Annotated in this window: 16 protein-coding genes and 1 pseudogene; 9 read left to right on the top strand and 8 right to left on the bottom strand. The window is 45.1% G+C overall.

What is annotated here, in order from left to right; all coding sequences use genetic code 11:
- Positions 1-148: 148 nt before the first annotated feature.
- The 8 genes from JGK14_RS32295 to radA form a co-directional block, all read right to left on the bottom strand.
- Positions 149-565 (bottom strand): TIGR02588 family protein, encoded by a 417-nt coding sequence (locus JGK14_RS32295; RefSeq protein WP_293180327.1) that lies wholly within the window; start codon positions 563-565, stop codon positions 149-151.
- Positions 562-1416 carry a TIGR02587 family membrane protein gene (locus JGK14_RS32290; protein ID WP_293180324.1) on the bottom strand — a complete coding sequence of 285 codons (855 nt, stop codon included), beginning with the start codon at positions 1414-1416 and terminating at the stop codon, positions 562-564. The genes JGK14_RS32295 and JGK14_RS32290 overlap by 4 nt, the downstream gene beginning before the upstream one ends.
- 237 nt (positions 1417-1653) lie before the next feature.
- A complete protein-coding gene (locus tag JGK14_RS32285; RefSeq protein ID WP_325315933.1) occupies positions 1654-1875 on the bottom strand; it encodes a hypothetical protein in 222 nt (73 codons plus the stop codon).
- A 42-nt stretch (positions 1876-1917) separates the two neighbouring features.
- Positions 1918-2157 carry a DUF2283 domain-containing protein gene (locus JGK14_RS32280; RefSeq protein ID WP_293219976.1) on the bottom strand — a complete coding sequence of 80 codons (240 nt, stop codon included), beginning with the start codon at positions 2155-2157 and terminating at the stop codon, positions 1918-1920.
- 13 nt (positions 2158-2170) lie between these two features.
- A complete protein-coding gene (locus tag JGK14_RS32275) occupies positions 2171-2332 on the bottom strand; it encodes a type II toxin-antitoxin system HicB family antitoxin (RefSeq protein ID WP_293219973.1) in 162 nt (53 codons plus the stop codon).
- Between the two features lie 31 nt (positions 2333-2363).
- Positions 2364-2750 carry a type II toxin-antitoxin system VapC family toxin gene (locus tag JGK14_RS32270; protein ID WP_293219970.1) on the bottom strand — a complete coding sequence of 129 codons (387 nt, stop codon included), beginning with the start codon at positions 2748-2750 and terminating at the stop codon, positions 2364-2366.
- Positions 2747-2977 (bottom strand): type II toxin-antitoxin system Phd/YefM family antitoxin, encoded by a 231-nt coding sequence (locus JGK14_RS32265; RefSeq protein WP_293274681.1) that lies wholly within the window; start codon positions 2975-2977, stop codon positions 2747-2749. The genes JGK14_RS32270 and JGK14_RS32265 overlap by 4 nt, the downstream gene beginning before the upstream one ends.
- Before the next feature lie 45 nt (positions 2978-3022).
- Positions 3023-4579 carry a DNA repair protein RadA gene (gene radA, locus JGK14_RS32260; protein ID WP_293180312.1) on the bottom strand — a complete coding sequence of 519 codons (1557 nt, stop codon included), beginning with the start codon at positions 4577-4579 and terminating at the stop codon, positions 3023-3025.
- A 164-nt stretch (positions 4580-4743) separates the two neighbouring features.
- Here radA and rpaB point away from each other — a divergent pair, with 164 nt between their 5' ends.
- From rpaB to JGK14_RS32215, 9 genes and pseudogenes are all read left to right on the top strand, one after another.
- On the top strand, positions 4744-5475 hold the full coding sequence (rpaB, locus tag JGK14_RS32255) for a response regulator transcription factor RpaB (RefSeq protein ID WP_071587789.1): 732 nt from the start codon (positions 4744-4746) through the stop codon (positions 5473-5475).
- Positions 5472-5597, top strand: coding sequence for a hypothetical protein (locus JGK14_RS32250; protein WP_293180309.1), 126 nt, complete (start codon positions 5472-5474; stop codon positions 5595-5597). Before rpaB ends, JGK14_RS32250 begins: the two co-directional genes overlap by 4 nt.
- Positions 5598-5764: 167 nt before the next feature.
- Positions 5765-6406: a cofactor assembly of complex C subunit B gene (locus JGK14_RS32245; RefSeq protein ID WP_293180306.1), complete on the top strand. Its 642-nt coding sequence runs from the start codon at positions 5765-5767 to the stop codon at positions 6404-6406.
- 141 nt (positions 6407-6547) lie between these two features.
- Positions 6548-6712 carry a hypothetical protein gene (locus tag JGK14_RS32240; protein ID WP_293206235.1) on the top strand — a complete coding sequence of 55 codons (165 nt, stop codon included), beginning with the start codon at positions 6548-6550 and terminating at the stop codon, positions 6710-6712.
- Positions 6713-6945: 233 nt separating this feature from the next.
- Positions 6946-7401: a pyridoxamine 5'-phosphate oxidase family protein gene (locus JGK14_RS32235; protein ID WP_293180300.1), complete on the top strand. Its 456-nt coding sequence runs from the start codon at positions 6946-6948 to the stop codon at positions 7399-7401.
- Positions 7402-7454: 53 nt separating this feature from the next.
- Positions 7455-8417, top strand: a complete 963-nt coding sequence (locus JGK14_RS32230; RefSeq protein WP_293214276.1) for a P-type ATPase — start codon at positions 7455-7457, stop codon at positions 8415-8417.
- Positions 8418-8462: 45 nt separating this feature from the next.
- Positions 8463-8936 carry a helix-turn-helix domain-containing protein gene (locus JGK14_RS32225; protein ID WP_325315932.1) on the top strand — a complete coding sequence of 158 codons (474 nt, stop codon included), beginning with the start codon at positions 8463-8465 and terminating at the stop codon, positions 8934-8936.
- Positions 8937-8977: 41 nt separating this feature from the next.
- Positions 8978-9781 carry an RNA-guided endonuclease InsQ/TnpB family protein gene (locus JGK14_RS32220; RefSeq protein ID WP_325315934.1) on the top strand — a complete coding sequence of 268 codons (804 nt, stop codon included), beginning with the start codon at positions 8978-8980 and terminating at the stop codon, positions 9779-9781.
- Positions 9782-9923: 142 nt separating this feature from the next.
- Positions 9924-10244 (top strand): annotated as a pseudogene (locus JGK14_RS32215) (cation transporting ATPase C-terminal domain-containing protein); the annotation flags it as partial.
- Positions 10245-10375: the final 131 nt, after the last annotated feature.

The raw sequence follows: 10375 nt of genomic DNA, 5'->3' as shown, positions 1-10375 counted from the left end.
AGCCTTTCTCAAAAAGGTGAGGTATGACTGACAGGTTATATAACCACTGAAACCAAGAGGGCTGAAGCCCAACAACGTACCTCATCTTTCTGAGAACCGATATATCAATTGACTTTTGATATATTGAAACTCCCGAATCTGAGCTTTTTTAAGGCAATTGATAACTGCTCGATCGCACAATCAATTCACCTTGACTGGGGTTGCGGCTGAAGATAAAAGCTCCTTCTTTAGTTTCACCGCTTGACAAAAAATCAATTTGCTGATCTCCAGATTCCAAGACTTCGCCCTTGACGCGCAGTTCCGCTACAACTTGCACTGATTCTGCCGTTTCGCCGCCCGTGTTAGTAACTTTAAACGGTACGTAAAATTGCCCTTTGGTGGCGCGAATTGGCTCGTTGCGAGTCACAGAAATCACAGGAGGTTCCTGTTTTTTAGTCACCCAGTTGTAAAGTACGAGTCCGGTGATGGTAGACAGGATCGAACAGGCGATCGCAAATGTTACCCATTCAGCAAAAGTTCTTTTTTCCGGTTGTTCCATTTTACTTTCGGCATTACTGTCACTCATACCGCCAACCTCCCCGCCGCGCCGCCAACAGTCGCCGGCAATCCCAATACTAACGTATAGCCCAACCAAACAGACCAAGGGTCGTCAAAGCTGAGTTTGTGGAAGAAAAACAACATAAATGCAGAAGCCACCAGCGATACTAAATACGCCATCACAGTTTCGCTGAGGGGACGCTGAAAAATTCCTCGCTGCTGCTGGCGTTTTGCTTGAGAAGTAAAGTCGGCTGCGAATACAATACCGTAGGAAATTAGCAGCGAAGCGGCGATGATTGCTAATTGCCAAGGTGGCGAAATAGCTGCCGCTAGCATGGGAATTTCGTCAGTTGGGGCGATGTTGAAAGCAATTATCATCGCGCCAATTAAAGTAGCACCGATATCTGCTAAAGTGGGATTAATCATCGGTTCGCTGTCGCTATCTGAGCTTTGATAGCGATCGCCACTCAAGAAACCGCTTGCCAGGGCCACTCCCAAGGCAAAGGGCAAGCCTTCAAAGATGATTTTCCCCAAAGCTTGTTGCAGCGGAGTATCCGGCGTAATTTCCCGGAGCAAAAACAGGATAACAGCCGCGCAGACAATGCCAATGGCGATCGCTTCTACGGTATCGATTGCAGCATCCCGCCACCGGATGTCCTTAGTTTTGCGAAAGCCTTCAGTGCGAGTCAGCAAGAAAACGACGATAAAAGTAGTTATAATGGCGATCGACATTTGCGCTGGTTTAGTAGAGGAACCGATCCACCAAACCTCCATCGTATACAGCAGCGGAATCCCGAACAAAAAGCCGCCCGATGCACCTCGAATGATGTCGTTTAATTCATTTGACCACTGATTTTTGCGTCTTTTTGACTTGTTCATGTTTGAGTGAAAACGCGCCTCTAAAAATTGGAAAATTAACTATTTTTTAAACATTCTCTATAATACAATATTGCTGGTATTCTTTCTCTAACTTGGGACGGAGATTTGATATTATATCATATCCGATTATCGGCAATAAAAACGGTTTGTAGTGAGGACTTTAGTCCGCATCCATAGAAGGACTAAAGTCCTCACTACAAACCAATATACATGATATGATTGATAAGTTTGGATATTTTAAATATTGTCGTAAATAGCATCTTCTTCGCTGTAGCCCGCCAATAATTGCTCAGCAGCAAGACGATGCCAAGCAGAATTTTCCTCTTCTGTATCAGTTGTTTCTTTCACCAGAACAATAACTCTGACTTCTTGGTTAGCTGCCAAGTATTTTAAGAAAGTATCGGGAAATTCGATTTTCCCTTCATCTGTGACTCTTGCTGGAAACTCGTAGGCTTTCATGGTATGTTTGAATCAGTATTTTACATGAATTTGTGAAGGCAGTTATAGTGCCAGTTTAATCTCGACAGATTCTCCCAAAGCTTCGTTGATAACAATCAGTTTTCCTTGACTATCTGCCCCTAATTGTTGATTGGGATTGAGTAATTCAATTCCATAAATAGTACCGTCGGGGGCAATGTCCACATTCATTCGATCGCTAACCTGGATAGTTTCTACCTGTGCGGTTTTTTCTGGCAGGTATATATCAGCTACGTTGTATCTCCCATCGTAAGTCAGTTTCACGGGAACCTCCTGCTCATTTGCCAAATATCTCGATGTAGCAGCGAATAGCTGACTTGACATCAGCTAATGCTTCCTCATAGGTGTCACCTTCACCAACTATGGCACCTTTGATGCCAAGGGGATAGGCTACATAACCGTCGGGATGTTTTTCAATGATTATTCTAAATTGTTTCATCTTCGCCTCTTTATTTTTATACTAACTTAATTCACCACAGGCGCGCGATCGCATAAGCATCAAAAATAGCATCAACGCTCAAAACGGGTATCTGTTCTGCCATAGATTGGGCAATTATCAGCCTGTCAAATGGATCGCGGTGATGCAAAGGCAGTGAAGCCACAACCTCAATATGGTCAAAACTTATTTCGAGTATCTCAATTCTATTAACTGCTATTTGCTGCTTGACAAACTCCATAAAAGGCAGACTAAAGTTTAGCCTGCCGATGCTATGCTTAATCGCCATTTCCCAGACACTAGCTGTACTCAGGAGAATCTCGTTATCTCCGTTGTCAATTAGCGATCGCCCTGTTATGCTCAGTCTTGAACTGTCTGTCGTATACCAAATAAAGGCATGAGTGTCCAACAACAGCCTCATTCCATATACTCCTTAAATTCTTCTAGAGGTTCGTCAAAATCATCGGACATCCAAACCATTCCTTTAGCACTCCCTGCTTGCCGATTGGGTTTAGCTTGTTTGGGAATTACTACCAATTTTACAACAGGCTGATTATCTTTACTAATGGCAACTTCTTCACCTCTCATCGCCGCTTCGATTAATTCCAGAAGTTTTTCTTTAGCCTCAACAATGTCTACTTGATACATAACTTGTGCCTCCTTAATATCAATTTACAACATCACCATTCTAACTCAATTCGATAAATCCTCTTCCTCCAAATCAACAGATTGTACTTCCATATCATCCGACTGCAACTGAGCAGGAGTAGCCGGAATCGCTGCAATAATTGCATCTATCACTCTAGCCACCGGAATAATTTCCATCCCCAAATCTGGCACGGATTGATTCTTAGGAATAATCGCCCTTTTGAAACCCAATTTCGCCGCTTCCCTTAGCCGTAACTCTAATTGCGACACCGGCCGCACTTGTCCTCCCAAACCGACTTCTCCGAGCAAAACTGTGCGCGCATCAATTACCCGATCGCGAAAACTGGCCACAACTGCGATCGCCACCCCCAAATCCGCCGCCGGTTCCTCCACCTTCAACCCGCCTACCGACGCCACAATCACATCCAATTTAGACAAAGGAATCCCCACCCTTTTCTCCAAAACAGCCAAAATTTGCTGCAATCTACTACTATCCACACCAGTAGTAGAACGGCGTGGCGCACCAAAACTTGCAGGGCTGACTAACGCCTGAATCTCCACTAAAATCGGTCGAGTTCCCTCGCAAGCAACCGTCGTCGAAGTACCCGGAGAAAATTCATCTTTATTGCCTAAAAACAACTCCGACGGATTATCTACTTCTCGCAAACCATTGGCTACCATTTCAAAAACACCGATTTCGTGAGTCGCGCCAAAACGGTTTTTCATCGATCGCAAAAGGCGATGAGAAGCAAAGCGATCGCCCTCAAAATACAGTACAGTATCTACCAAATGCTCCAAAACCCTCGGCCCCGCCAAAGATCCATCCTTAGTAACGTGACCAACCAAGAATAAAGTAATATTTTCCCTTTTTGCAACCTGCATCAAAGCAGACGTACATTCCCGTACCTGAGCTACCGAACCCGGAGCCGATGTTAAATTAGCAAAATAAATAGTTTGGATGCTATCAATCACCGCCACATTCGGTTTCAGCGCTTCCAACTCCCGCAAAACAACTTCTAAATCCGTCTCTGGAAGCAAGTAGAAATTCTCCGCTGAATTGTCCTGGGAATCCGTTTTAGCCTCCCCATTGCTATCAGATATATTTCCGCCATTGCTTGACAAATTAACCGGATTAGCCACGCCCAAACGCTGCGATCGCAATTTTACTTGCTGACCAGACTCCTCCGCACTAACATAGAGTATTCTATCCTTGCGCGCCAACATATTCGCCATCTGTAATAGCAGCGTCGATTTCCCGATTCCCGGTTCCCCGCCAATCAACACCAGCGAACCCGGAACAATCCCACCTCCCAAAACTCGATCGAGTTCCCCATAGCCAGAAGGCCAGCGAGACTGAGTTTGGTCGGAAATCTGCGATAATCTAAAAGATACCTTTGGTTGACCCTTCGACTTATCAGGAGGCGAACCGCCCACTGACTTAGTTGTCACCCCAGTCAAACCAGCCCGTGGCCCACCAGCAGTATGTGGTTCTAACTGCTCGTCAAAAGAATCCCACTTGTGACAGCTAGGACACCTGCCAAAATATTGTGGTGAATCATACCCACATTCCCGACAAATATATTGTATTCGAGGCTTAGGCATTGTTTACTATGATAAATAGTCACCCTAACATTTAGAAAAGTCTGAGTTAAAGCAATTATCAAGCTTTCAGACCGATCGCCATACACGATTCAATCTGTATATTCTATGATAGGGTACAAAAAATTAAGATTATCTGAAATGTAACTTAAGGAGTGCTCGGTAACTTGGAAAATCATAAAGAAAAAATTCTGGTAGTCGATGACGAAGCCAGTATCCGGCGCATTCTGGAGACTCGCCTTTCCATGATTGGCTACGATGTCGTCACCGCTGCTGACGGTGAAGAAGCTCTCGAAACATTTCGCAACACCGAACCCGACTTAGTAGTTTTGGACGTGATGATGCCGAAGCTCGACGGTTACGGCGTGTGTCAGGAGTTACGCAAAGAATCAGACGTACCCATCATCATGCTAACCGCTTTGGGAGACGTAGCCGATCGCATCACCGGTTTAGAATTGGGCGCCGACGATTACGTCGTCAAACCTTTCTCTCCCAAAGAGCTCGAAGCCCGCATCCGTTCGGTACTGCGCCGGGTTGACAAAAACGGCGCTTCAGGCATTCCCAGTTCTGGAGTCATCCACGTAACTAATATTAGGATTGACACCAACAAGCGCCAAGTTTATAAAGGCGACGAACGAATTCGGCTCACAGGCATGGAATTCAGCTTGTTAGAGCTGCTTGTCAGCCGTTCTGGAGAGCCTTTTTCGCGATCGGAAATTTTGCAAGAAGTTTGGGGATACACGCCAGAACGCCACGTAGACACCCGCGTTGTGGACGTTCACATCTCCCGGCTGAGGGCAAAGTTGGAAGACGACCCCAGCAATCCTGAATTAATTCTCACCGCCCGCGGCACCGGCTATCTATTCCAGCGCATTGTCGAAATTGGCGAAGTCGGTTGACAGTTGACAGTTGGCAGTTGGCAGTTGACAGTTGGCAGTTGGCAGTTGACAGTTGGCAGTTGGCAGTTGGCAGTTGGCAATTGGCAGTTGTTAAATTATCAACTACTCCTTATAAAACTTAAGCATAGGTATCCAGAAACCGGGTTTTTCAACCAAAATACTGGTTAAAACCCTCAATCTCGGTTAAAAACCCGGTTTCTTGGTGAGCGAGTGCATCAAAGCCTAAATGACAACTATCAACCATCAACTGTCAACTATCAACTGTCAACTGTCAACTATCAACTGACCAATGACAAAATCTGATCCAAATAAAGTATTGCGGCAATTACCCTTAGTTGCGGGAGGGTTAGCAGGTACGCTGCTGGTGGTCAACCGCTTACTGACAGAGCAAATTACAGACTCTCAAACTCGATCGGACGTTTTGGGAGTAATTATCAGCGCCCTGCTGATTTTAACAGGTTTGCTGTGGCAACAGGTGCAAGCGCGATCGCCCGATTCGGTACAGCTTACCGGCTCTGAAGGCTTCGAGCTGGCGCCGGATTTGCCCGATGCCGTCAAGCTAGAATTAGCCTGGGCGTCGCGTTTGCTGTTGACAAATACGGCCACAAGGGCGATCGTCATTGTATATCAAGGAAAAGTCTTATTGAGGCGCGGCATCTTAGGCATCAATCCCGAAGTCAAGCCAGGGCCAATATTGCAGCGAGTGCTCGACAAAAACAAACCAGTTTATTTAGTAAAGCTCGATATTTATCCCGGCAAAATCGAATTCGACTATTTGCCAGAAAATACCCAAGGAGTGATCTGTCAGCCGATCGGCACTCAAGGCGTATTAATATTAGGTGCTAACGCGCCGCGCAGCTATACCAAGCAAGATGAAAATTGGGTTGAAGGCATTGCCGAAAAACTAGAAAATACCCTCAACCAATTTTAGATTTTAGATTTTAGATTTTAGTTGGTAGGGTTTTGGTGTCCGCAGCTTCGGCTAGAGACAGTCGTAGGGTGCGTCAGAATACGTTATTGTCTCAATCATGGAAAAGCTATTTTCTGACGCACATTCTATCACGAGATGGCGATGGGTGGAGTTGCAGGGGTAGGTCAAATTCAGTTGTTGCAACCATTTTTGACGCTGCTGGCTTCGGCTATTTTGCTTGGTGAGACTCTGGAGCAGATCGCCCTAATCACCGCTTGTTTAGTCGTAGCGAGCGTAGCTGTGGGTAAAAAAACAGCAATTAAGTAATGAGAATTAAATAACTTACAATTTAATGATTCTTGTGGGATGGGCAGGAGAACCCGTACAGAAAGGACGGGTTCTTCTGGCCTATCCCACTTTCAAGAGTGTAAATTATTTAATTTGCGTTCCTAAGCGGGCAGAAGATTTGTGAGGATCTCGACTATATCTAATGACAGATGTAAACCGTGGACTATTTCTATTGAATACTACTAATTAACTAAAACTTTAGGAAAATAGTAATGTTAGATATTGATGAAATGAGTTCAAAAGAAATACACGAACTCCTACACACAGTAGGATACGGTCATCTGGGCTGCATCCACGAAGGCAAGCCCTACGTGATACCCATGAATTATTATCTCGAAGCAGATGACATTTACCTGTTTACCACGATCGGCATGAAGACTCACGATCTTGATGCGAATCCCGAAATTTGTTTGCAGGTTGAAGAAATACGCGAGCCTCTTCATTGGCGCAGTGTTATTGTCAATGGTCGAGCTTTGCGCGTGACTGAGCAAGCAGATCTCGATCGAGTAATGCACCTCGTCAAAGAGCGCAATCCCATGCTATCACCTGCGATCAATCGCACTTGGATTGATAGTCAGGGACGTTCCGAGGCGATCGCAATTTACCGCGTCCACGAAACTGAAATCAGCGGGCGCACCACTGATGGAGTCAGCAGTAAGAAGCCATAGGAGCACTCTTGTCAACCGTGCAGCAAACTTATGAGGCAACTTGTTGACTTTTTATGGCATCTCATTCGCCTATTTGGACACTATCAACTCAGCAAGTCTACGAAACTCTTTCAACTTCCCAAAAGGGACTTTCAGAAGCAGAAACAGCAATCAGAATTAAGCATTACGGGTTTAATGAACTGCCCGAACCAGCGAAGCGATCGCTATTACTCCGCTTCACCGATCAGTTGACTCATTTCATGGCACTCTTGCTCTGGGTTGCAGGTGGACTGGCTTTTGTCTCGGGTACACCAGAACTCGGCTGGGCAGTCTGGGCTGTGATCTGGATTAATGCCGGTTTCAGTTTTTGGCAAGAATTCCAGGCAGAACAAGCGTTAACAGCACTCAATAAAATGTTGCCCGCGCGAGCCAAAGTCTATCGAGATGGGACGCTAGGTGAGATTCCCGTCAGGGAGATGGTTCCGGGAGATGTCTTGCAATTGGAAGAGGGCGATCGCATCTCTGCTGATGCCAGACTGGTTTCGGCTCAGTCTTGTTATGTCGATGTCTCGGTGCTGACTGGAGAATCGCTGCCGGTTGCCCGATCGGCGGAACCTGTAGCCACTGAAAAGATGCGTGCCTCCGAATCAAGCAATCTGGTTTTTGCGGGTTCTACCGTTGCGGCAGGGCGTGGATTAGCGGTCGTGTACGCTACAGGAACTCAGACCGAGTTTGGTCAGGTTGCCCATCTCACTACAACGGTGAAACGAGAACCCAGCACCCTGGAAGTTCAAATCAACAGCGTGGTGCACGTCATCACGGCGATCGCCCTGGGCATGGGTGTTTTGGTGTTTCTGCTGACTAACCTGTTGGTGGGTATGGAACTCAAGGAAAGCTTCATTTTTGCGATCGGGATTATTGTGGCATTTATAAAAAAACATTCGGCAAGCGGAAAACTCAGAGGCTTCAGCCCGCTCGATGTAAGCGGCACGGGTGGTTTCAACCGCCGTGAATTTTTCTTAATTCTTAACACTTGAAAGCAGAGAAAGACGTTAAAATACAAACTAAGGAGGTGAACCAGATTGCTAACAAACTATGTTTATAAGTTGCGACCCAATCAAACACAATCATCAAAAATGTCGGATTGGATAGATATGCTGCGAAGCCAGTATAATTGGTGCTTGAATGACAGAATCTGTCAGTACAATCAGCAGTTTATCCAGGGTAACTACTGTGACATCAGAACAAAAAGCGAAGCTTCACCATTGACCTGCTTCGTAAGTAAAAGTGGCGCAACCGGAAATCCTTGGAAAGATTCTAAGTTTGACTTTGAAGGTAAGCGTCGAAATCCTCGTCGAAGTGCTGGTGACATTCAGATTACAGCATTACCTGAGTTAAAAATGGCTAGACCTTGGTATAGTAGAATAGACTCAACAGTTTTACAACAGAATGTTAAACGCTTAGACATTGCCTACAAAAACTTCTTTGAAGGTAGGGGTTTTCCTAAATTCAAGAACCGCAGTAATTTTACATCTTTTACTTATGCGATGGGGTGAAAATTAAGGGCAATAAAATCTACTTACCTAAACTGGGATGGATGCGGTTTCACAACTCTCGCTCAATCCCAAGTGGTTTTACCATCAAGGCTTGCACAGTTAGGAAACGACAGAATGATTGGTATGTTTCCGTGAGAATAGAAGATAAGTCTGTACCTGAATACAGCCCCAAAGCTCTCGGTAACAATCCCAAAGTAATCGGTTGCGACTTAGGACTCACTAAACTGGTTCATCTTTCTGATGGCTACCAAATTGAGAACCCTAGATTTTCAACCAACAAAAAAGCTAAACGTACTCTGAAAATTAGACAGAGACGGGTTAGCCGCAAAACAAAAGGCAGTAAAAACCGCAAAAAAGCAGCTATCAAAGTTAGCAGATTTCATCAAAAAATTGGTGATAAACGCCAAGCGTATCAATGGAAAACTGCGAATAAGATTGTATCTAGAAGCATTGATGCAATCGCCTTAGAAGATTTGAATATCTCTGGGATGATGCGCCGATGCAAGGTAAAAAGTGATGAGAAAACTGGGAGGTTTCTGAAGAATGGGCAATCCAGGAAAAAGGGATTGAATCGTGCTATCTCCGATGCAGGCTGGGGCGATTTAGGATTAAAGATTGAGTATCTGGCTGCAAAGCAAGGAAAAATCGTAATTAAAGTTAATCCTAAGCACTCTAGCCAAGAATGCAGAAATTGCGGTCATATCGACCAGGAAAATAGAGATGAAGAAAAGTTTATCTGTGTGGAATGTGGATATCACGAACACGCCGATATTGGTGCTGCAAAAACTATCAGAGATCGAGCTTTGAGAATGGTACGTGGGCCAGGACGCGAAACCTGGTGTTGAACACCTAAACGCCCAAAAGATATCAGCACCCTCTATGAGCAAACGTGCTGAGTTTGGGAACCTGAGCAATCAGGATATTAAGACCGCAATGTCTTAAGAATCTCAGTCGCTTCAGCGCTGAGAGTGTCAACATCAAGCCACAACTATGACGCTGGCGGCGATCGTAGCCTGCCAAATTGGAAACGTTTTCGCCTGCCGCAGTGAGCGCACTTCAATTTTTCGCTTGGGCTTCTTTAGCAACCCTTTAATCTGGTTAGGAATTGCGGTTGAGTGCGTACTGATTCTATCTATTATCTATTTCCCACCTTTACAAAAAGTCTTTGCGACTGCACCGCTATCGACCTGGCAATGGTCGCTGCTAATCGTCTGCCCACCATTAATACTAATCGCTGATGAAATACGAAAGAAAATTGTTTACAGTTCAGCTAAAAAGATTGAGGTTCTTGTGAAGAAGCCAGTTTGAACTCACATTTTGCACCATTCTCAATTACTTGTTTAGGAACAGGCAAGATGCCTGTTTCACTAAAGAGTGAATTTCTTGTGGAACAGGCATCTTGCCTGTTGCTGACAATTAGGAACAGGCAAGATGCCTGT

It is taken from the genome of Microcoleus sp. PH2017_28_MFU_U_A (assembly GCF_020738035.1).
GTDB lineage: Bacteria > Cyanobacteriota > Cyanobacteriia > Cyanobacteriales > Microcoleaceae > Microcoleus.
The sequence above is the reverse complement of the archived record's forward strand: the minus strand, read 5'-3'. Positions and strand labels throughout refer to the sequence as shown.

Excerpts from the sequence above, each read along its gene's own strand:
- JGK14_RS32295 (WP_293180327.1), bottom strand. The coding sequence starts at position 565 with ATGAGTGACAGTAATGCCGAAAGTAAAATGGAACAACCGGAAAAAAGA.
- JGK14_RS32290 (WP_293180324.1), bottom strand. The coding sequence starts at position 1,416 with ATGAACAAGTCAAAAAGACGCAAAAATCAGTGGTCAAATGAATTAAAC.
- JGK14_RS32285 (WP_325315933.1), bottom strand. The coding sequence starts at position 1,875 with ATGAAAGCCTACGAGTTTCCAGCAAGAGTCACAGATGAAGGGAAAATC.
- JGK14_RS32275 (WP_293219973.1), bottom strand. The coding sequence starts at position 2,332 with ATGAAACAATTTAGAATAATCATTGAAAAACATCCCGACGGTTATGTA.
- JGK14_RS32270 (WP_293219970.1), bottom strand. The coding sequence starts at position 2,750 with ATGAGGCTGTTGTTGGACACTCATGCCTTTATTTGGTATACGACAGAC.
- JGK14_RS32265 (WP_293274681.1), bottom strand. The coding sequence starts at position 2,977 with ATGTATCAAGTAGACATTGTTGAGGCTAAAGAAAAACTTCTGGAATTA.
- radA (WP_293180312.1), bottom strand. The coding sequence starts at position 4,579 with ATGCCTAAGCCTCGAATACAATATATTTGTCGGGAATGTGGGTATGAT.
- JGK14_RS32245 (WP_293180306.1), top strand. The coding sequence starts at position 5,765 with ATGACAAAATCTGATCCAAATAAAGTATTGCGGCAATTACCCTTAGTT.
- JGK14_RS32240 (WP_293206235.1), top strand. The coding sequence starts at position 6,548 with ATGGGTGGAGTTGCAGGGGTAGGTCAAATTCAGTTGTTGCAACCATTT.
- JGK14_RS32235 (WP_293180300.1), top strand. The coding sequence starts at position 6,946 with ATGTTAGATATTGATGAAATGAGTTCAAAAGAAATACACGAACTCCTA.
- JGK14_RS32230 (WP_293214276.1), top strand. The coding sequence starts at position 7,455 with ATGGCATCTCATTCGCCTATTTGGACACTATCAACTCAGCAAGTCTAC.
- JGK14_RS32220 (WP_325315934.1), top strand. The coding sequence starts at position 8,978 with ATGCGGTTTCACAACTCTCGCTCAATCCCAAGTGGTTTTACCATCAAG.